Source organism: Janthinobacterium lyxosi, from assembly GCF_051380665.1.
Taxonomy (GTDB): domain Bacteria; phylum Pseudomonadota; class Gammaproteobacteria; order Burkholderiales; family Burkholderiaceae_D; genus Janthinobacterium.
The window spans coordinates 118257-138973 of the sequence record NZ_JBNYXM010000010.1; the positions used below are offsets into that span (position 1 = coordinate 118257).

19 protein-coding genes are annotated in these 20717 nt (G+C 61.6%); 6 read left to right on the forward strand and 13 right to left on the reverse strand.

The genetic code is table 11. From position 1 onward, the window contains the following. Window positions 1-39 precede the first annotated feature (39 nt). The 8 genes from paaI to paaA all read right to left on the reverse strand — a co-directional run bounded on the left by paaI (window position 40) and on the right by paaA (window position 6676). Window positions 40-492 (reverse strand): hydroxyphenylacetyl-CoA thioesterase PaaI, encoded by a 453-nt coding sequence (paaI, locus tag ACQ4WP_RS12850; RefSeq protein ID WP_436521133.1) that lies wholly within the window; start codon window positions 490-492, stop codon window positions 40-42. Further along, window positions 485-2050, reverse strand: coding sequence for a 3-hydroxyacyl-CoA dehydrogenase PaaH (paaH, locus tag ACQ4WP_RS12855; protein ID WP_436521135.1), 1566 nt, complete (start codon window positions 2048-2050; stop codon window positions 485-487). Before paaH ends, paaI begins: the two co-directional genes overlap by 8 nt. A 1-nt stretch (window position 2051) precedes the next feature. Beyond that, window positions 2052-2843: a 2-(1,2-epoxy-1,2-dihydrophenyl)acetyl-CoA isomerase PaaG gene (paaG, locus tag ACQ4WP_RS12860; RefSeq protein ID WP_436521137.1), complete on the reverse strand. Its 792-nt coding sequence runs from the start codon at window positions 2841-2843 to the stop codon at window positions 2052-2054. Between the two features lie 89 nt (window positions 2844-2932). Continuing rightward, a complete protein-coding gene (gene paaE, locus ACQ4WP_RS12865) occupies window positions 2933-4012 on the reverse strand; it encodes a 1,2-phenylacetyl-CoA epoxidase subunit PaaE (protein ID WP_436521139.1) in 1080 nt (359 codons plus the stop codon). 40 nt (window positions 4013-4052) lie between these two features. Further along, window positions 4053-4592, reverse strand: coding sequence for a 1,2-phenylacetyl-CoA epoxidase subunit PaaD (gene paaD / locus ACQ4WP_RS12870; RefSeq protein WP_436521141.1), 540 nt, complete (start codon window positions 4590-4592; stop codon window positions 4053-4055). Beyond that, entirely contained in the window at window positions 4592-5359 is a 768-nt protein-coding gene (gene paaC / locus ACQ4WP_RS12875) for a 1,2-phenylacetyl-CoA epoxidase subunit PaaC (RefSeq protein ID WP_436521143.1), read from the reverse strand. Before paaC ends, paaD begins: the two co-directional genes overlap by 1 nt. A gap of 14 nt (window positions 5360-5373) precedes the next feature. Then, window positions 5374-5658 carry a 1,2-phenylacetyl-CoA epoxidase subunit PaaB gene (gene paaB / locus ACQ4WP_RS12880; protein ID WP_100874526.1) on the reverse strand — a complete coding sequence of 95 codons (285 nt, stop codon included), beginning with the start codon at window positions 5656-5658 and terminating at the stop codon, window positions 5374-5376. 28 nt (window positions 5659-5686) lie between these two features. Next, window positions 5687-6676, reverse strand: coding sequence for a 1,2-phenylacetyl-CoA epoxidase subunit PaaA (paaA, locus tag ACQ4WP_RS12885; RefSeq protein WP_436521146.1), 990 nt, complete (start codon window positions 6674-6676; stop codon window positions 5687-5689). 267 nt (window positions 6677-6943) lie between these two features. On the opposite strand from paaA, the gene paaX reads away from it, so the two are divergent. Beyond that, entirely contained in the window at window positions 6944-7867 is a 924-nt protein-coding gene (gene paaX, locus ACQ4WP_RS12890; RefSeq protein WP_436521148.1) for a phenylacetic acid degradation operon negative regulatory protein PaaX, read from the forward strand. Window positions 7868-7939: 72 nt separating this feature from the next. On the opposite strand, the gene ACQ4WP_RS12895 is transcribed toward paaX, so the two are convergent. Further along, window positions 7940-8194, reverse strand: a complete 255-nt coding sequence (locus ACQ4WP_RS12895) for a hypothetical protein (protein WP_436521150.1) — start codon at window positions 8192-8194, stop codon at window positions 7940-7942. Window positions 8195-8335: 141 nt separating this feature from the next. On the opposite strand from ACQ4WP_RS12895, the gene ACQ4WP_RS12900 reads away from it, so the two are divergent. Then, on the forward strand, window positions 8336-9460 hold the full coding sequence (locus ACQ4WP_RS12900; RefSeq protein ID WP_436521152.1) for a M14 family metallopeptidase: 1125 nt from the start codon (window positions 8336-8338) through the stop codon (window positions 9458-9460). Between the two features lie 395 nt (window positions 9461-9855). Further along, window positions 9856-11571 carry a methyl-accepting chemotaxis protein gene (locus tag ACQ4WP_RS12905; protein WP_436521154.1) on the forward strand — a complete coding sequence of 572 codons (1716 nt, stop codon included), beginning with the start codon at window positions 9856-9858 and terminating at the stop codon, window positions 11569-11571. A gap of 29 nt (window positions 11572-11600) precedes the next feature. On the opposite strand, the gene ACQ4WP_RS12910 is transcribed toward ACQ4WP_RS12905, so the two are convergent. The 3 genes from ACQ4WP_RS12910 to pmbA all read right to left on the reverse strand — a co-directional run bounded on the left by ACQ4WP_RS12910 (window position 11601) and on the right by pmbA (window position 16947). Then, window positions 11601-12923, reverse strand: a complete 1323-nt coding sequence (locus tag ACQ4WP_RS12910) for an aminotransferase class V-fold PLP-dependent enzyme (protein WP_436521156.1) — start codon at window positions 12921-12923, stop codon at window positions 11601-11603. Between the two features lie 12 nt (window positions 12924-12935). Further along, window positions 12936-15347: a TonB-dependent receptor plug domain-containing protein gene (locus tag ACQ4WP_RS12915; protein WP_436521158.1), complete on the reverse strand. Its 2412-nt coding sequence runs from the start codon at window positions 15345-15347 to the stop codon at window positions 12936-12938. A 247-nt stretch (window positions 15348-15594) separates the two neighbouring features. Next, complete coding sequence (pmbA, locus tag ACQ4WP_RS12920) at window positions 15595-16947, reverse strand: metalloprotease PmbA (protein WP_436521160.1); 1353 nt, start codon at window positions 16945-16947, stop codon at window positions 15595-15597. Between the two features lie 92 nt (window positions 16948-17039). Between pmbA and yjgA the strand changes: the two genes are divergently transcribed. The 3 genes from yjgA to ACQ4WP_RS12935 all read left to right on the forward strand — a co-directional run bounded on the left by yjgA (window position 17040) and on the right by ACQ4WP_RS12935 (window position 19059). Beyond that, on the forward strand, window positions 17040-17639 hold the full coding sequence (gene yjgA / locus ACQ4WP_RS12925; RefSeq protein WP_436521162.1) for a ribosome biogenesis factor YjgA: 600 nt from the start codon (window positions 17040-17042) through the stop codon (window positions 17637-17639). A 125-nt stretch (window positions 17640-17764) separates the two neighbouring features. Further along, complete coding sequence (gene mog / locus ACQ4WP_RS12930) at window positions 17765-18394, forward strand: molybdopterin adenylyltransferase (RefSeq protein WP_436521164.1); 630 nt, start codon at window positions 17765-17767, stop codon at window positions 18392-18394. Next, complete coding sequence (locus ACQ4WP_RS12935; RefSeq protein WP_436521166.1) at window positions 18391-19059, forward strand: alpha/beta hydrolase; 669 nt, start codon at window positions 18391-18393, stop codon at window positions 19057-19059. The genes mog and ACQ4WP_RS12935 overlap by 4 nt, the downstream gene beginning before the upstream one ends. A gap of 54 nt (window positions 19060-19113) precedes the next feature. On the opposite strand, the gene ACQ4WP_RS12940 is transcribed toward ACQ4WP_RS12935, so the two are convergent. Beyond that, window positions 19114-20670 carry a S1C family serine protease gene (locus tag ACQ4WP_RS12940; RefSeq protein ID WP_436521168.1) on the reverse strand — a complete coding sequence of 519 codons (1557 nt, stop codon included), beginning with the start codon at window positions 20668-20670 and terminating at the stop codon, window positions 19114-19116. Window positions 20671-20717: the final 47 nt, after the last annotated feature.

Below are 20717 nucleotides of genomic sequence, written 5' to 3' on the forward strand. Positions count from 1 at the left end.
CTAATCGGTTCTTTAACTATTTAAAGCTGCAACGGCAGTTCAAGACTGCTCTTGTATGACTTCACCCGCCACGCGGATCGACTTGCCGCGAAAGAGCGCGATGGCGCGGCCATCCTGGTTGCTCACCCTGACGTCGTAGACGCCGCTCTTGCCGGCCAGCGCCTGTTCGACGGCGTGCGCCGTCAGCACGTCGCCCTCGCGGCCCGGCGCCAGGTAATCGATGGTGCAGCCGGCGCCGACCGTGTTCATGTTGTAGCTGTTGCAGGCAAACGCGAAGGCACTGTCGGCCAGGGCAAAGATAAAGCCGCCATGGCAGGTCTGGTGGCCATTGAGCATGTCGGCGCGCACCGTCATCGTCATGCGCGCATGGCCGGGGCCCACTTCGGCCAGGGCGATGCCCATGGCGGCGGTGGCGTTGTCGCGCGACAGCATGGAGGCGGCCGCCGCTTCGGCCAGGGCCTGGGCGGCGTGGATATGCTCTACTTTATGCATGAAACTGTGCTCCATTGGCGAGTTTGCGGCGCAGCAGCGGCGAGACTCTGTAGCGGTCTTCGCCATAGCCTTGCGCCAGGTGGTGCAGCACGGTCACGATGTGCGCGACGCCCACCGCATCAGCCCAGGCCAGCGGTCCGCGCGGGTAATTGACGCCCTTCTGCATGGCGATATCGACGGCAGCCACCGTGCACACGCCCTGGTTGACGGCATCGGCCGCCTCGTTGGCCAGCATGGCCACCGTGCGCATGACGGCCAGGCCAGGCACGTCGTCCAGGCGCGTGACGATGAAACCGGCTGCCTGGAACAGGCCCACGACAGCGGCGTAGGCGGCATCGCTGCACTGGTCGGCGCGGGCCACGGCGATGCGTTTGGCACTGGCGTAATCGAGCGCCAGGTCGAACAGCACCGTGTCCGGATGCTGGTTGTCGTGTGCGCGCTGGGTGGCGCTGCGTCCGTCCGTGAGATAAATCGCGGCGCCATGGCAATGCAGGGCCGGCGCCTCGTCATGCGCCTGGCCTTCCTGCGTCACGCGGCGGCTGACGGTGATGCCCGCCTGCTCCAGCCGCTGTACCAGGCTACGGATGACGCCGCTGTGGCCACGGCCATCGCCGCCGATGGCAGCCGACAGGGCGACGAATTCCGGTTTCGGCTGCGCGCTTTCCGCCTGCGCTACGGGGGCAGGCGCGCCTTCGCCATACAGGTAAAAGCCACGGCCCGATTTGCGGCCGAGGAAACCGGCGTTGACCATTTCCTGTTGCAGCACGGACGGCGTGAAACGGGGGTCGTTGAAATAGGCGCCGAACACGGATTGCGTGACGGAGAAATTCACGTCGTGGCCGATCAGGTCCATCAACTCGAATGGCCCCATGCGGAAACCGCCCGCTTCGCGCAGCACGGCGTCGATGGTGGCGGCATCGCCCGCCTGTTCATTCAGCAAGCGCCAGCCTTCCGCGTAAAACGGACGCGCGACTCTGTTGACGATAAAGCCGGGCGTCGATTTGGCATGCACGGGGTTCTTGCCCCAGGCAATCGACGTGTCATACACGGTGGCGGCGACTTGCACGCTGGTGGCCAATCCACTGATCACTTCGACCAACGCCATCAAGGGAACAGGGTTAAAGAAATGCATGCCGACCAGCCGCTCCGGACGGCGCAACTTGGCGGCGATGGCCGTGACGGAAATCGACGAGGTATTCGTCGCCAGGATGCAGTCGTCGCTGACCACGGCCTCCAGTTCGGCGAACAGGCCGCGCTTGACGTCGAGGTTTTCCACGATGGCTTCCACCACCAGCGCGGCATCTGCCACGTCGGCCAGGCTGCGTGCCGCCCGCAGGCGCGCCGTGGCGGCCGTGGCTTCGTCAGGCGTCATGCGGCCCTTTTCGGCCAGCTTCGCATACATCTGGCCGATATCAGCCAGCGCCTTGCTGACGGCTTCCGCGCGCGTGTCGTACAGTTTCACGCGGTAGCCGGCGGCGGCTGCCACCTGTGCGATGCCGGCACCCATGGCGCCGCTGCCGATGACGGCGATGATGCTGTTGTTTGCCAATGCATTCATGTCAGTGTCCCTTGAATTGCGGTGCGCGCTTTTCCATGAAGGCGGCGACGCCTTCGCGGTAATCGTCGCTGTTACCGAGTTCGCTCATCATGCGCGCTTCCAGCGCCAGCTGCTGCGGCAAGGTATTGGCGCCGCTGGCGGCCAGCGCCTGCTTGGTATAAGCCAGGCCCTTGGTCGGCGCCGTGGAAAAGTGCGCGGCCAGTTTCTGCGTTTCTTCCGCCAGTTGGGCGTCGTCCACGCATTTCCAGATCAAACCCCAGTCCTCCGCTTTTTCCGCCGTCAGTTTTTCACCGAGCAGGGCCAGGCCCATGGCGCGCGCCGAACCGATCAGGCGTGGCAGGAAGAAGGTGCCGCCCGTGTCCGGGATCAGGCCCAGCTTGCAGAACACTTCGACGAAACTGGCCGACTTGCCGGCGATGACGATGTCGCAGGCCAGCGCCAGGTTGGCGCCCGCGCCGGCGGCCACGCCGTTGACGGCGCAGATCACGGGCATCGGCAAGGCCTTCAAGGCCAGCACCAGCGGCGCATAGTTCTTTTCCACCGACTCGCCCAGGTCCACGCCCTTCGAGCCGGGTTCCACGGCACGGTCGGACAGATCCTGGCCCGCGCAAAAGCCGCGGCCCGCGCCGGTCAGCACGAACACGCGCACGGCACTGTCGGCGTTTACTTTCGCTATCGCGTCACGCACTTCTTCGTGCATGGCTTGCGTAAAACTGTTGAGCTTGTCGGGGCGGTTCAGGGTCAGGGTGGCGATGCCCTGTTCGATGGTGAAGAGGATGTTTTGGTAGCTCATGGCGTGTCTCGCTTTAGTTTTTTAACCCAGGGACAAGTGCCGGGGTCGAATCTGAAGATTCGACCCCAGTCTTCGCTTGGGGCCTGCGGTTATTCAGCCTGGTCGAAGTCGACCACGACCTTGTCGGTGAGCGGAAAACTCTGGCAACTGAGGACGAAGCCGCGCGCCACTTCATAGTCTTCCAGCGCGTAGTTGACGTCCATTTCGACCTTGCCGTCGAGGATCTTGCAGCGGCAGGTCGAGCACACGCCGCCCTTGCACGAGTAGCGCATGTCCAGCCCATAGCGCAGGCCCGCGTCGAGGATGGATTCCTTGTCCTTGTCCATCGTGAAGGTGGTGTGATTGCCATCCATGATGACGGTCACTTCCGTTTCCTGCACGGCAGCCGCGTCGAGCTGCGCGCGCGGCTTGTGGGCATTTTTCGGGATGCTGGCGGCGAACAGTTCGATCTTGATATTCTGCTTCGGCATGCCGGCCGCCTGCAGGGCGGCTGAGACGCCCAGCATCATGTCTTCCGGACCGCAGATGAAGGCGTTGTCGTAGTCTTCGACACGGATCCAGTGCTGCAGGAACTGCTCGCATTTTTCCTGCGTGATGCGGCCGTTGAACAGTTCGATGTCCTGCTGCTCGCGGCTCATCACGTAGACCAGATTCAGGCGTTCCAGGTACACATCCTTCAAGTCTGTCAATTCTTCCTTGAAGATGACAGACGACGAGGCGCGGTTACCGTAGAACAGGGTGAAGCGGCTCAATGGTTCCGTCAGCAGGGTCGTCTTGATGATGGAGAGGATGGGCGTGATGCCGCTGCCGGCGGCAAACGCCAGGTAGTGCTTGCGGTTGACGCAGTCGAGCGGCACGTTGAAGTGGCCCATGGGCGGCATCACCTCGATGGTGGCGCCAGCTTTCAGGGTGTCGTTCGCCCAGGTGGAAAAGGCGCCACCCGGCGTGCGCTTGATGGCCACGCGCAGGGTGCCATCCTGCACCGCAGAACAGATGGAATACGAGCGGCGCACGTCTTCCGCATTGATATTGGCGCGCAGGGTCAGGTGCTGGCCCTGCTGGAAGCGGAACTGCTGCTGCAGTTCGGCCGGCACGTCGAACGTGACGGCGATGGTGTCGCGCGTTTCATTGCGCACGTTCGCCACGGACAGCGGATAAAATTTACTCATGCTTCATCTCCAGTTTCTTCGGAACGTGTGCCTGATTTTTTTAGTGGCACTTGAAGTAATCAAACGGTTCGCGGCAAGCCAGGCATTTGTACAGGGCCTTGCACGGTGTGGAGCCGAACTGGCTGGTCAGCTGCGTATGCGTGGAACCGCAGTTCGGGCAGATCACCTCCAGCTTCGGCATGGCCTGGCGCTTGACACCACCCGCTGTTCCTCTACGCAGGCCGCTGATGTCGATCACCTGCTGCTGTGGCGGGGCGATGCCATAGCCTTTCAGCTTGGCCTTGCCAGCCTCGCTCATCCAGTCCGTGGTCCAGGCGGGCGCCAGCTGATTTATCAATGTCACCTTGGCCACGCCATGGCTGCGCAAGGCCTCCGTGACGGCATCGGCGATTACCTGCATGGCCGGGCAGCCCGAATAGGTAGGCGTGATCGTCACGATGCACTCTTCGCCACTGACCACATCGACGGCGCGCACGATACCCAGGTCCACCACCGAAATGACGGGAATTTCCGGGTCCGGCACGTCGCCCAGCCAGGCCCATACCTGGGCGGCGTCCAGCGCTGCCGTGGCCGTGTTCATTACCACTCCGCCCCGGGATAGGCGCGCTGCAGGAACTGCATTTCGGCCAAAATAAAACCCAGGTGTTCCGTGTGCGTGCCCTGCTTGCCGCCCTTTTGCATCCAGGCGTCGGGCGCCGGCACGGTCAAGGTGGCTTCGGCGAAGATCTCGGCCACGTGTTCGAGGAAGGCCTGGCGCAGGATGTCCGATGGCGGCGCGACGCCGGCGGCGACCATGGCCTGGTCGACGGCGTCGTACTTGAACATCTCGCCCGTGTACATCCACAGCTTGTCGGCTGCGGCCTGCGTCTTCGCGTGGCTATCCGCCGTGCCGTCGCCGAGGCGCACGATCAGGTCACCGCTGCGGCGCAGGTGATAAGTGACTTCCTTGATCGACTTTTGCGCCACTTCGACGATGCGTGGATCACTGCATGTCGCCAGTTCCAGCAACTGGAAGTAGTGCCAGGTGTCGAAGAAGAACTGGCGCATCATGGTGTCGGCATAATTGCCGTTCGGCTGCTCCAGCAGCAAACAATTCTTGAAGTCGTGGGCATCGCGCAAAAAGGCGATGTCGTCCTCGTCGCGGCCCGCGTTTTCCAGTTCGGCCGCATAGCTGAACCACAAACGCGTCTGGCCCAGGAGGTCCAGCGCCACGTTGGTCAGCGCCATGTCCTCTTCCAGCGCGGGCCCCTTGCCGCACAGCTGTGACAGTTGCTGGCTGAGGATCAGGGCGTTGTCACCCAGGCACAAGAGGTAATCGAACTTTTGTTGAGTGAGCTTGTCATCCATTGCAGGCGCTCCCATCACAGGTTCTTGACTTCTTCCGGCATCGGGAAGAAGGTGGGATGGCGGTACACCTTGCTGTTCGAGGGCTCGAACAGGGCCCCCTTGTCGCCGGGGCTGCTGGCGACGATATCGGCCGCGCGCACCACCCAGATGCTCACGCCTTCATTGCGGCGCGTGTAGACGTCGCGCGCATGGTTGACCGCCATGGTGGCGTCGGAGGCGTGCAGGCTGCCCACATGCTTGTGCGCCAGGCCGTGCTGGCTGCGGATGAAAATTTCCCACAATGGCCATTCTTTGCTCATGTTGCTCTCCCCTATCTGTCTTATGTATTTACGCTGCCGCTTTGACTGCGGCTTGTTTATCTGCATACGCGAGCAAGGCATCGCGGAACCATACACCGTCTTCATACGCCTTGACCCGCGTTTGCAGGCGCTCGCGGTTGCATGGGCCATTGCCCTTCAATACATTGTTGAACTCGGCCCAGTCGATCTCGCCGAATTCATAGTGCCCCGTCTCGGCATTGAATGTCAGGTCGGGATCGGGCACGCTCAAGCCCAGGTATTCGATTTGCGGCACAGTCTGGTCGACCATGCGCTGGCGCAATTCATCATTCGAGAACAGCTTGATGCGCCACTGCGCCGATTGGGCGCTGTTGACGGAAGCGGCGTCGGACGGGCCGAACATCATCAAGGACGGCCACCACCAGCGGTTCAGCGCATCCTGCGCCATGGCTTTCTGTTCTGGCGTGCCCTTGCACAGCGACATCATGATGTCGTAGCCCTGGCGCGCATGGAACGATTCTTCCTTGCAGACGCGGATCATGGCGCGCGCATACGGGCCATACGAGCAGCGGCACAGGGGAATCTGGTTGATGATGGCGGAGCCATCGACCAGCCAGCCGATGGCGCCCATGTCGGCCCACGACAGGGTGGGATAGTTAAAGATGCTGGAATACTTGGCTTTGCCCGAGTGCAAGGCAGCGAGCAAGTCGTCGCGCGACACGCCCAGGGTTTCGGCGGCGCTGTACAGGTACAGGCCGTGACCGGCTTCATCCTGGATCTTCGCCAGCAGGATGGACTTGCGTTTCAAGGTCGGCGCGCGCGTGACCCAGTTACCTTCGGGCAATTGACCGACGATTTCCGAATGCGCATGCTGCGAAATCTGGCGGATCAGGGTCTTGCGGTAAGCGTCCGGCATCCAGTCCTTGGCCTCGATCTTGATGCCTTCGTCGATGCGCGCCTGAAAAGCGCGCTCTTCCTGGTCCATGTCATCGATGGAACGGACGTTCTTGAGGCCGGTTTCAACCATTTGTGCGTACATGATCTGTCTCCCATGTCTTTGATTTTGCGCAGCAACGCGGTGCGATGAACAGATAATACGATACAAAAAACGATTTGCATACACTTGATGTGAGTCATTTTAAAAATTCGTATCTTGTGCCGCTTTTTTGTGCGTATGATATTGCTGATGAGAAAATACTGCGAAGTGCCACCAGCGCTTCCGGCAAATTATTGACGCGCTACCCGCGCAGCCAAGTAAACTGCTGCTTTTATTGAATCGACCGCAACACGGCCAGACCGGAACCACATGAAGAACACCCGCTGCACGGCATGGATAGCCGATTTCCTGGAAAGCGACCCACCGCGCTCGAAGTCCCTGGTGATGACCATCTTTGGCGACGCCATCGTGCCGCGCGGCGGCGCCATCTGGCTGGGCAGCCTGATCGAACTGCTGGCACCGTTTGGCGTCAACGATCGCCTGCTGCGCACCAGCGTCTTTCGCCTGGCGCAGGAGGGCTGGCTCAGCTCGCAACGCGACGGCCGCCGCAGCGCCTATACGATACGCCCGGAGGCGCTGGCCCGCTTCGAGCGCGCCTATCGCCGCATCTATGCGCCGCTGGTCGTGCACTGGGATGGCAGCTGGACCCTGGTGATCGGGCCGGCCGGCAGCATCGGTGCCGCCGAACGGGGCGCGCTGCGCAAGGAATTATTGTGGGCGGGCTATGGCTTGATCTCTCCTGGCATCTTTGGCCATCCAGCCAGCAACTCGGAGGCGCTGGAAGATATCCTCGTGCGCAACGACGTACAGGGCAAGCTGTATGTTTGCCACACCACGGAGTTGCCGGATGTCAGCACACGCCCCCTGCGCGACATGGTGGGCGAATGCTGGGACTTGTCGGAAGTGATGGCCGGCTACGAAAAATTCATCGCCCGCTTCCAGCCGCTGCTGACCCTGCTGCAAGAAGAACCCGTGTTCGATGCCGAGCAAGCCTTTGTCATCCGCTCGCTGCTGACGCACGCCTATCGCCGCGTGCAGTTGCACGATCCGCAACTGCCCGTCGAACTGCTGCCCGAACCGTGGCCAGGCACGCAAGCGTATGCACTGGCGCGCGACCTGTATCGCATCACCCATGCAGCGGCCGAGGAACATATCCTGGCCACCCTGCGGCGCGAGGATGAGCACGCGCCGGACGTGGAACCGTGGTTTTTTGAACGTTTTGGCGGGCTGTAAATGGGGTCAGTCGCTTCGCGATCGGGATGTGCCCCATTGGGGCGCCCCCCCCCCGCCGGGTCTGACCCCAGGCTACTGTTTCGCCACTACTTGCTTGGCCCCCGCCAACAAATCCTGCCCCAGCTTTTCCAGCGCATTGGCCTGCACCAGCATGGTATCGAGGATGGCAGCATTGAAGGTAAATTCGGCCGGCGTGGTGTAGCCGGGGAAACGCAGGATGCGCAGCAATTCCTGCAAGGTGGTGCCCTTGCCCAGGTGCGCCAGAGCGTCGCTGAGGGCGCTGACTTTCTTTTCCAGTTCGCGTATGTGGCTGCCGTTGTCGTCCATGATGATCTCCCCGTGTTGGAGCTTCCACGTTAGCAAAGCACGTCCGTCATCGTTTGCGCCAGCACAAAGGCCACCGCAAAACAGGTATCATCGCGCCATTGCACACGATGCAAAACCCATACGTTTTTATCAGGAACACTCATGACCATTAAAATCAGCCAGCAATTCGACGCCGGCGCGATCGAGGTGCTGCGCGCCGACGATGCCCACTCCATCGAGCTGAACATCCGCAAGGATTCCCACGCCGACATCACGCAGTGGTTTTATTTCCGCCTGCAAGGCGCGCAAGGCGAAGCGTGCACGATCCGCTTCATGAATGCAGGCAAGTCGGCCTATCCGGACGGCTGGAAAGACTACCAGGCTGTGGCCAGCTATGACCGCGAAACCTGGTTCCGCGTGCCAACCAGCTTTGACGGCACGGTGATGACCATCGAACACACGCCGGAAGAAGAAAGCGTGTACTACGCCTACTTCGAACCGTACCCATGGGATCGCCACCTGGCCCTGATCGACAGCGCGCAAGCGTCGCCGCTGGTGCGCTTGATCGACCTGGGCAGCACAGTGGAAGGCCGCGACATGAATCTGCTGGTGGTCGGTGACGCCGATGCCGAGAAGAAAGTCTGGGTCATCGCGCGCCAGCATCCCGGCGAAACGATGGCGGAATGGTTTGTCGAGGGCATGCTCGAAGCATTGCTGGACCAGGCCAATCCGTTTGCCCGCCAGTGCCTGCAAGACGCCGTCTTCTACGTAGTGCCGAACATGAACCCGGACGGTTCCGTGCATGGCAACCTGCGCACCAACGCGGCCGGCGCCAACCTGAACCGTGAATGGATGACGCCGACGATGGAACGCAGCCCGGAAGTATTCCTGGTGAAACAAAAAATGCATGAAATCGGCTGCGACCTGTTCCTCGACGTACATGGCGACGAAGGTCTGCCTTACGTGTTCGTCGCCGGCAGCGATGCGCTGGAAAATTTCACGCCGGCACAAAAGGCCGAGCAAGACCGCTTCATCGCCGACTTCAAGGTGGCCAGCCCCGACTTCCAGGATGAACACGGCTATGAAGACGGCCCATTCACGCCGGAAGTGCTGACCATGGGGTCGCCCCATATCACGCACGCCTTCGGCTGCCTGGCGCTGACCCTGGAACTGCCGTTCAAGGACAATGCCAACGATCCCGACCCACAAACGGGCTGGAGCGGCGCCCGCAGCGCTGCCCTGGGCGCGGCCGTACTGCAAGCTATCCTGTCCACCTTGCGCGCCTGAGTGCCAGGGCCGAACCGGCCCGCGTGAGACCCATGCCCCGCACGCCGGGGCATTTTTTATGCCCGCACGGCAAGCGTTGCTGGACGAATGGTTTTTTTCCAGAACATCTTGCCTGCCAGAAATTATCGTCCTACACTAAACAACAGAATCGGGTCGTACCACGCTGCGCGGCCCGCAAGAATATTCGCCGGCCGGGCCAGCACGACCTTGCCGGCGATCCGGAATGCGCATGCATGGCATTGCCCTTGGCATGACGGCCTCATACCTGCCGAGCTAGCTCTCTGTAAGAAAAAACGACCGCATCGGTATCGTGCCGCAGCGCGCCTGCCCGTCTGGCTGGTGCGTGTACACATGCTGCCGGGCGCCTCCCCCATGTCGCCGAGGATGGATTACCTATGTCCAAGCTTAAAATCAGTACCCGCCTGGCCTTCAGTTTCGGCCTGATCATTGTCCTGCTTGCCATGGTCGCATTTGTTTCCGTGAGCCGCATCCGCAACATCAACACATCGACGGAAAAAATCCTCAATGACCGCTATGTCAAGGTCATGCTGTCGAATACGATCCAGTCCGAAATCAATATCCAGGCTCGGCTGCTGAGCAATGCCATCATCGGCGCCAATGATCCCGACGAAGTCAGCAGTGCCCTGACCAAGATTCAGGCGTCGGCAAAAAAGAACCTGGAACTGCTGGCGCGCCTGAAAACCCTGATCAACACGCCCAAGGGCCAGGAACTGTTCCAGGCCGTGATGACCAGCCGCGAAAGCTATGCCAAGACGCGCGATGCGAATATCAAACTGTTGCAAGAGGGGAAAACCGAAACGGCAGGCATCTTCCTGCTGACGCAGCTGCGCTATCCACAAGAAAAAATCTTGACGGCGCTGGCGGCCATGGCCGGCTTTCAGGAATCGCTGATGGCAGCCGAAGGCAAACAAGCCCTCGCCGATGGGCGCCTGGCCATCATCCTGACCCTGTCCCTGTCCATCGTCGCGACGCTCATTGCCATCGTCCTGGCCATCCTGATCAGCCGCTCCATCAGCCGGCCCATCAACGATGCCGTCAAGGTGGCACAACGGGTGGCGTCCGGCGACTTGTCGGGCACCATCGACGCGCGCGGCACCGATGAAACAGGCCTGCTGCTACGCGCCTTGAAAGAAATGAACGACAATCTGCAAGGCATCGTGGCCCGCGTGCGCCACGGCACGGATGCCATCGCCCATGGCTCGCGTGAAATCGCCTCCGGCAATATGGACTTGTCCTCGCGCACGGAGCAACAGGCCAGCTCGCTGGAAGAAACCGCATCGTCGATGGAAGAACTGACATCGACCGTCAAGCAGAATGGCGAAAACGCACGCCAGGCCAACCAGATGGCGCAATCGGCCTCAAGCGTGGCCAGCAAGGGTGGCCAAGTGGTAGCGGAAGTGATCACGACCATGGATTCGATCAATGCCTCGTCAAAGAAAATCGTCGACATCATCGGCGTCATTGACGGCATTGCTTTCCAGACCAATATCCTGGCCCTGAATGCGGCAGTGGAAGCGGCCAGGGCGGGCGAACAGGGCCGTGGCTTTGCCGTGGTGGCCACGGAAGTACGCAACCTGGCTCACCGCTCTGCCGCCGCCGCCAAGGAAATCAAGATACTCATCGACGATTCCGTACACCAGGTCAATCTCGGCAGCAGCCTGGTGAACCAGGCGGGCAGCACCATGGAAGAGATCGTCAGCAGCGTGCGGCGCGTAACGGACATCATGGCCGAGATCACGTCCGCCAGCAACGAGCAGGAAGCGGGGATTGAACAGATCAACCAGGCCATCACGGAAATGGATGCCGTGACACAGCAAAATGCCGCCCTCGTCGAAGAAGCGGCAGCCGCGTCCGAAGCGTTGCAGGAGCAGGCCGGCATCCTGGCCGAAGCCGTCAGCGTGTTCAAGCTCGACGATATGCAGGCGCAGCCACCGGTTCAGGCTCCAGCCATCCGCGCCCCGGCACGCGCGCCAGCGAAGCTTGCCGCCGCGCCACGCGTCACGGCCACTGCCACTGCCGCACCCGCCAGGAAAGCAGGCAAGGCGGGTGCACTGGCCGTGGTCGCCGATACCGAGTGGGAAGAGTACTGAGACCATCCCCCCCCCCTGCCGAAGCAAACTCAGCCCTTGGCCATCTGGCGCAGGGCATCGATCAGCTTGTCCAGGTGCGACTCGGGCGTAAAGATGCCCGGCGTGACGCGCATGCACGCGCCACTGGCAAGACCGTCGCGCGGTACGGCAAAGATGCCGTGTTCCTGCACCAGCTTTTTCGACAAGGCAAAACTGTCCGCCACGCTCGTCTTGCCTTTTAGCCGGAACGAGGCGATGGCGCTCGTCAGGCGGGGGTCGCTGGACGCCAGCACCTCGATGCCGTCGATGCCACGCGCTGCCTCCACCCAGCGGTTGCGCAGCAGCCGCAGCCGCGCCTGCTTATTGGCCACGCCGATCTGCGCATGCAAGTCCAGCGCCGCCGGCAAGCTCAGATAGGCGGCAAAATTCACCGTACCCGTGTGCACGCGGGTGCGGATATCCTCGCCCGCCTTTCCCCCCCGCGGTTCCCCCATGTACGGTTCGATATCGGCCAGCCTGCCCCGCTTGATGTAGGCGGCGCCCACGCCGACGGGCGCGCCTATCCATTTGTGCAGGTTGATGCCGGCAAAGTCCGCCTGCAAGTCGGGAATCGTCATGTCCAGCTGGCCAAAGCCATGCGCCGTATCGACGATGACATCGATGCCCCGTGCGCGCGCCAGGCGGCTGATCTCGGCCACCGGCAAGACCATGCCGTTGCGGTGATTGACATGCGTGAGCAGCATCAGTTTCAGCTTCGGATGGCGTTCCATGGCTTGCACGTAGGCAGCAATGACGTTGTCATGCGTAAATGGTTCCGGCATGGCAATCGACACTACCTGGGCGCCGCGCCGCTGCTGCAGCCAGCGCGTGACGGTGATCATGTTGTCGTAATCGATATCCGCGTACAACACCGTATCGCCCGGCTGCAAGCGATTGTAGCCAGCGATCAAGACTTGCAGCGCTTCCGTGGCGCCCCGCGTCAGCACGATTTCATCGATACCCACGCCCAGCGCCCTGGCCGCCGCCCCACGGGCCGCTTCGAAGTCGGCCGGGAAGCGCATGCGCGCATACCAGGCATTGTCGCGGTTGACCATGGTCAATTGCTGCTGGTAATGCATCAGCACGGGCCTGGCCATCGAACCCCAGAAGGCGTTGTCGAGTTGCACGACGCCATTGGTCGTATCGTATTGCGCGGCCACGGCCTGCCAGTAAGCCTGGTTGCTGGCCAGGGCTTCCGGCGTGGTGCCGGCCGGCACTGCTGGTAAAAGCGCCGGCAAGGTGGACGCCGCCGCCGCCGATCCGGCACCCGCCGTCAAGGGCAGCGTTGCCGCCAGCGAACCCGCGCGCAGCAAGGCGCGGCGTTGTGGATTCATCGTCATCTCCCCTTAAAATTTCACTTTGTACTCGACGTACAGATTACGCCCGTCCGTGTCGTACGGCGCGTTGCGCGAATAGATCAGACCGCGGCTGGCCTGGAAGCTTGCTTCATCTGGATACCTGTCCAGCACGTTGTCGATCCCCACGCGCACGGACTGCTTGTCGCTGATCTTGTAGCTGGCCGCCAGGTCGAGAAATTGCATGGCGCCAAAGCGCTGGAAGATATCGCCCGTGGCATTGCCGGAATTGTCCGTCCATGCGCCGTAGTAACGCACGCGCGCCAGGGTATTCCAGCTGCCCAGCTCATAGTTGCCGCTGATGGTGGCTTTCTGGCGCGGCAGGCGCTCTTCGAACACCTGCCGCTGGGCCGGATTGGTCACCAGGCTGGACTTTCCGCCATCGACTTTCGTTGTGTTGTAATTGTAGGCCAGGGTCAGGTTCAGCTTGCCGTCGCCGATACGGCTCAGGTGGCTGCCCACAATATCGATGCCGCGCGTGGTGGTGTCGAAGTCATTCGTAAAATAACTGACGGAGGTGTAGCGCAGCGGGTTGGCCACGCCAGCGGGTACGGCAAACGCGGCGGACGTGCTGAAGCGGTCGCTGACCTTGATGTCATACACGTCGACGGAACCGGAAAAGCCGGCCTGCGTCTTCCAGGTAAAGCCCAGCGACATGTTTTTCGATTTTTCCGGCTTCAGCGCCTGCGCGCCGAGCAGGATGGCCAGCGGGTCGTTGTTGGCCAGACGGCCGCTGGTAAACAACAGCAGGGTCTTGGTGTCGAGGCCTTGATTCGTGCTGTTGGTGTTCGACTGGCCGGGTGTTGGCGCGCGGAAACCCGTCGAGTAGGAGCCGCGCAGGGCCAGGTCCGCGCTCAAGGCATAGCGAGCCGACAACTTGCCGTTGACGGTGCTGCCGAATTCCGAGAAATGCTCGTAGCGGGCCGCGCCGCCCAGGCTCAGGGCCTTGCTGACGGGCACTTCCACGTCCAGGTAAGCCGCATAGCTGTCCTGGCCCCAGCTGCCCGCCTGACGGTCGCTGAAACCCGGTGCGCCGTTGGCGTTCGCGTCGAGGCCGATGGCCGCGCCCGGCCCCACCGTCCAGGACGCCGCATCGCCCGCCTTCACGCCATACGTTTCATTGCGCGCCTCGGCGCCAAACGCGATATTGACCGGTTGCGGCAAGGACGCCACGGGCAATTCATAATTAAAATTGGCGTTGAGAATCTTTTCCGCCTGCGACAACTGACCCAGGTAAAACGAAGTCGGACTGGTCGGCCCCATCGAGGCATTGATGGAATTGGCCAAGTGATAGTCGATGCGGTTGCGGCCGTAGGAAGCGCTCACATCCCAGCCGAAGCGGTCGTTGAAGTGACCACGCACACCGGCTACCAACTGCAAATCATCCTGGTCGTTCGAATAGCTGGGGCTGAAACCGAGCGGATACACGCTGCGCAAATCCCAGCCGGGGAACAGGCTGCTGGTTTTATACGCACCCGTGCTGGTGTCGGGATTGCGCCAGTTGAAGTCCGAGGTGCCGTCGCTGCGGCTGAACAGGCCGAAACCGTACAGTTCCGCCGTGTCGGACAGGGCCATGCTGGCGTTGAAGCCGATGCGCTTGCTGCCCTGCTCAGGCTGGCCCCAGCGCTGTACGGGATTGGGCACCTTCAGTTCCGGATGGGCGTTCTGGAAGGCAATGGCGTCGGCCCGCTGGCGCGTGCGCGAGGTGGGGTCGGACTGGGCAAGTGCGCCAAAAATCGTCGCCTTGCCCGTCTCGCCAAAGGCAAAACCCGTCTTCAGGTTGAGTTCATTGCCCTTGCCGTCGCCTTCCGAATATTGCGAGTGATGTACGGAAAGCTCAGTCCCCAGCGTATCGTCGAGGATGATGTTGATCACGCCGGCAATCGCGTCGGAGCCGTACTGGGCCGAAGCGCCGTCGCGCAGCACTTCGATGCGCTTGATGGCGGACACGGGAATCTGCGCCAGGTCCGGCGCTTGCGCGCCGCGCGCGCCCAGCAGGGCGCTACGGTGGAAGCGCTTGCCATTGATCAGCACGAGAGTCTGGTCCGGCGACAGGCCACGCAAAGTAGCGGGACGCACAAAGACTTGCCCATCGGCCATCGGCAAGCGCTGCACCACGTACGAGGGTACGAGTTGCGCCAGCACATCGTTCAAGTCCGACGATTCGACGGCGCCGATATCTTCGCGGTTGAACACATCCACGGGCGCCATGGTGTCGAACTGCGTGCGGTTGCTGCCGCGCGTGCCGGTGACGATCACGGCTTGCGGTGCCTCCAGAGAATCGCTGGCGGCAGTTGGTGCGGCGGACGCATCGCCATGGGCTTGCGCAGGGGTGGAGAACAGGGCGTGCATGGCACACAACAGGGCCACCGCGCGGGCGATGCGGGTACGGGAGTAGGTCATGGAGAGTTCACTATGCAGGTTGGATCAACAACGACGCGTTACTGCAAGACTCGCATCTTGCATGAAATATCACGAAGTTCGGCTTACTTACATTAAAAGCATCTAAACCACGCAAATAACGTCAGATGGCGTCATCATACGAAGCGAATATTTCCGCCGTATGACGATCAGGCCGCTGCCCGAAAAACTACAGGGACAAGAAAAAAAGGCGCCTGCGGCGCCTTTTGACAAGGAGGAATGCATCTGTTCAACCGCCCGCCACCACCATGCTTTCGATGAGGATGGAACCCGTCTCTTTGGTGCCACGGCGCAAGACGTCGGCGCCCACGGCGACGATGTTGCGCAACATGTCCTTCATGTTGCCGGCGATGGTGATTTCTTCCACCGGGTACTGGATCACGCCATTTTCCACCCAGAAACCGGCGGCGCCGCGCGAATAGTCGCCCGTCACGTAATTGGTTCCTTGCCCCATCAGTTCCGTCACCAGCAAGCCCGTGCCCAGCTTTTTCAGCATGGCAACCAAATCATCGGCGGCGGCCGTCTGGCTGGACGTCAGGTACAGATTGTGCGAGCCGCCCGCGTTGCCCGTCGTCTGCATGCCCAGCTTGCGGGCCGTGTAAGTCGACAGGAAATAACCTTGCACCACGCCATCCTTGACGACATCGCGGCTGACGGTTTTCACGCCCTCTTCGTCGAACGGCGCGGAACCGACGCCGCCGATCACGTGCGGATCTTCAAAGATCTGCACGTGCGACGGCAGCACTTGCGTACCCAGGGAATCGATCAGGAAAGTGGATTTGCGATACAGGGCGCCGCCCGAGGTCGCTTGCACATAGGTACCCAGCAAACCGGCCGCCAGCGGTGCCTCGAACAGTACGGGACAGGTGCGCGTGCCCAGCTTGCGCGCATTCAGACGCGACAGGGCGCGTTCGGCGGCGTAGCGGCCGATGGCTTCCGGACTCGACATTTTGGAAGCGTCGCGCACGGAGGAATACCAGTCGTCGCGTTGCATCTTGGCACCCTTGCCGGCGATGGGCGCCACGGACAGGGTGTGGCGCGAAAACGGGTAGCCGCCGATGAAGCCGCGCGAATTGGCGGAAACAAAATGCGATTGCTGTACATGCACGCCCGCGCCTTCGCTGTTCGTGATGCGCGGGTCGACGGCAAACGCGGCCGCTTCAGCCCGCTGGGCCAGCACGACAGCTGCCTCGGCGGAAATAAGCCACGGATAAAACAATTGCAAGTCACGGGGCACCATTTCCAGCATATCGGCGTCGGCCAGGCCCGCGCAATCGTCCTCGGCCGTGAAGCGGGCGATGTTGTAGGCGGCGTCCACCGTGGCGCGCAAGGCGGACGGGGAAAAGTCGGAGGTGCTGGCATTGCCGCGTTTCTTGCCGACAAACACGGTCACGCCCATGCCCTTGTCCTTGTTTTGCTCGATCGTCTCGATCTTGCCTTTTCGTACAGACACGGACAAGCCACCGCCTACACTGACTTCGACGGCTGCGTCGGTACCGCCCGCTTCCCGCGCAAAAGACAACACATCACGGGCTAGTTGCTGCAATTGCTCTTGACTATGGGTAAATACGGAGTCGTTCATGCGCTGTTTTCTTCGGAAAGCCGCTAAAAAGGTTATCATAGCAGTCGTTTACAGTTTACAGGTGCGGCCTACGCGGCCAATCCCGCCTTATCATGCCAAATCCAAACCGGGGAGCTTGCGGCTTCCAATCCACCGAATTCGAGCAGGAATATGAACGTCCGTCGAAGTCGGAACTCAAGCGTCAGATGACCGTCCTGCAAAAGATGGGGGAAGAACTCGTCAATGAAGCACGCGACCGCGTCAAGCGCGTTCCGATGCCGGAAGACGTGCGCGAAGCCATCCTCGAATGCCAGATGATCCGCGATCACGAAGGCCGCCGCCGCCAGCTGCAGTACGTGGGCAAAAAAATGCGCACCCTGGATGAGGAAGAAGTTGCCGCCATCCAACGCACCATCGATAGCTGGAAAGGCTTGTCGAAAGCCGATACGGCCAATATGCACGCGATGGAACGCCGCCGCGACAAACTCTTGACGGATGACAAGGCGCTGACCGTCTTGCTGTCGGAAAACCCGGAACTGGACGTGCAGCACCTGCGCACCCTGATCCGCAATGCCCGCAAGGAGCAGGCCGAGAACAAGCCGCCCAAGGCCTTCCGTGAAATCTTCCAGATCTTGAAAGAGATCGCCAAGAAGAAAAACGGCGGCAAGAAAGATGCCGACGAAGATGACGTTGAGCAAGAAGACGACGAGTAAACCCTAAGCAAGGACTGGGGTCGGACCCTCAGGGACTAGGCGTCCCCGTACGACCCCGGCTTTTGCACTTGGGTTGGCAAAAACCGGGATTAGCCCGGTTTTTTTACGACATAGACAGGTGCCCCATGACCACGATAGAAGACGAATTGATTATCGGCCTCGTGTCGATCTCGGACCGCGCCAGCGGCGGCGTGTATGAAGACCTGGGCATCCCGGCCCTGGAAAGCTGGTTGTCCGCCGCCATCCGCACGCCTTTCCGCCTGGAAAAGCGTTTGATCCCGGACGAGCGCTCGCAAATTGAAAACACCCTCATCGACATGGTCGACCTGAGCCACTGCCATCTGATCCTGACGACGGGCGGCACGGGTCCGGCGCGGCGCGATGTGACGCCGGACGCCACGCTCAGCGTCGGGACCAAGGAAATGCCCGGTTTCGGCGAACAGATGCGCCAGATCAGCCTGCAATTCGTGCCGACGGCGATCCTGTCGCGCCAGGTGGCCGTGATCCGCGAGACGCCCGAGCGTGCCGCCCTGATCATGAACTTGCCGGGCCAGCCGAAAGCCATCAAGGAAACCCTGGAAGGCTTGAAGGATGCCGATGGCGTGCAACTGGTCAACGGCATCTTTGCCGCCGTGCCGTATTGCCTCGACCTCATCGGCGGTCCCTACATGGAAACCGACCCGGCCATCTGCAAGGCCTTCCGTCCCAAATCGGCGCTGCGTCCGGCGCAACCAATACCTGAGGAAAATACATGAGCACCTTGCTGGAAACCATAGAACTCGACAGCGCCCCGAATCCCACCGTCTCCATCATCTGGATGCACGGCCTGGGCGCCGACGGCAATGACTTCGTTCCCTTGGTGAAAGAACTCGATTTGCGCGGCTGCCCCGCCATCCGCTTCATCTTCCCCAGCGCCGGCACCATGCCCGTCACCATCAACAACGGTTATGTGATGCGCGCCTGGTATGACATCCGCGAGAACGACCTGGTGCGCCGCGAAGATGAGAGCGGCTTGCGCGCCTCGCAGGCGCAGGTCGAAGCGCTGATCGCTCGCGAAAAGGCGCGCGGCATTCCCGCCAGCCGCATCATCCTGGCCGGCTTCTCGCAAGGCTGCGCCATGACCTTGCAAACGGGCTTGCGCCACGCAGAACCGCTGGCCGGCCTGATGTGCCTGTCCGGCTATCTGCCGCTGGCCGACAAGACGGCTCTTGAGCGCACGCCAGAGAGCCTGCAGACGCCCATCTTCATGGCGCACGGCACGGCCGACCCGGTGGTGCAGATCGCCCGCGCACAGCAGTCGCGCGACTTGCTCACCAGCATGGGTTACAAGGTGGAATGGCATGAGTACATGATGCAGCACTCGCTGTGCCAGGAAGAGATCGACGCGATTGGCGCCTGGCTGAAAAAAGTATTGGCTTAAAGCAAAACAGGCGCGGTGTACGCCGCGCCTGTTTTTGTGCGGAACGCCGGGAGCTTACTTGCTCGCCGGCGTTTTTTCATTCCATATTTTCAACATGTCGGGCGACGCTTCCGAGCGGATGCCGTTGTCCGTCAGCACCGATTCCGTCGCTGCCAGCATCTCCTTGCGGGGCACGACGACCATTTCCGCATCGCGCTGCTGGAAGCGGAACGTCAGCAGCTCATCCGTCTGGTCGCGCAGCAAGGCTACCAGGTGCGCCAGGCTGCGCACGCGCACGCCATTGACGGAATCGACGACCGAAAAGAAACGGGTACTGTAGCCATTCATCAGCTTGTGCGGGAAGAACGGCGCGGCGATCACCACCAGTTCTTCGCGCTCGCCATCGGGCGCATCGCCGCGCCGCGTGGCCAGCGGATTGCCGGCAAAACTCATGCCGCCCAACATCGCCGGATTGCCATTCGGCGCGGCCATGAATTCCGTGCTGGCGCGCGAAAACACCATGGGCCCGAAAATGAAATAGGACGGGTAATTGCCCTGCAGGCTGGCAATGAGCATCGGGTGCGCCGCCGAGACGGGGACGCTGATTTTCAGGGGCGCGCCCTGGCGCACCACCGTCAACGGCAACTGGCCGTCTTTCGCCAGTTGCTGCACCCGGTACTGGAAGCGCACGCGGCTGTTGGCATTCAGCTTGACCATGCCCTGGTTGTCGATGGGAAAGTCGCCGATATGCGTGATCACATCCCATTCCTTGAGCGGATAGGCGGCATCCTTGCTGGCGGGCGTCATCACGACGGCACCCTCGACACCCTTGGCCAGCTTCAGGTAGGTGCGCAGCGCGGGATTTTCCAGCGTTTGCGTCACGTCGCGCATGGCCGGCTTGCCCTTGGGCGCGCCACTTTCCTGGTCGCGCAGGAACAGCTCGATTTCTTCGTTGGGGATGATGTAGCCGATGTTTTGCGCATTCAGCATGCCGGCAAAGGCCAGGCCGATCATCTTCTCGCCGGCAATCACGGGGCCGCCGCTATTGCCGGGATTAATGGCCGCATCGATCTGAATGCGCAAGCCGGAGACGGGGAAGTTGTAGCGCACGAATTCGATGCGCGACACGATGCCCTTGGTGATCGACAGCGACGTGCCGCCCGTCGGATAGCCATACGCCAGCACGGCGTCGCGCACATCCGGCAAGACATTGGCGCGCGGCACGGCTTTGTGGCTGGCGAAAAAACTGTCGTCGTCGATCTTCAGCAAGGCCAGGTCCATGCCGCGCGAGATGGCCAGCACGGTCGCCGGTATCTTGTCGCCGGCGCCATTCGCCTGGATCTGCACCTGGCTGGCATAGCCGACCACGTGCGCATTGGTGAGGATGCGGCGGCCTTCGATGACGACGCCGGAACCCGTCACCTCTTGCGGTGCGGCCTTGCTCCAGGGTTTATAGGGGTCCGGCCCCCGCAAGGTGGAAAACACCTTGACGACGGAATTTTCGAGGGCGGAAGCGCTGGCGGTAGCTGCGGTCTCGGCGGCCAGCGCGCGCACCGTCATCAAGGGGGAAAAAGAAAGGGCCAACGCCAGCAAGGCGCGGCCCATCAGGGTGAAGCACGGACGAGTTTTCATTGAGCTTGTTGGCAATGGACGGGAAGCAAAATTATATATTGAATAGT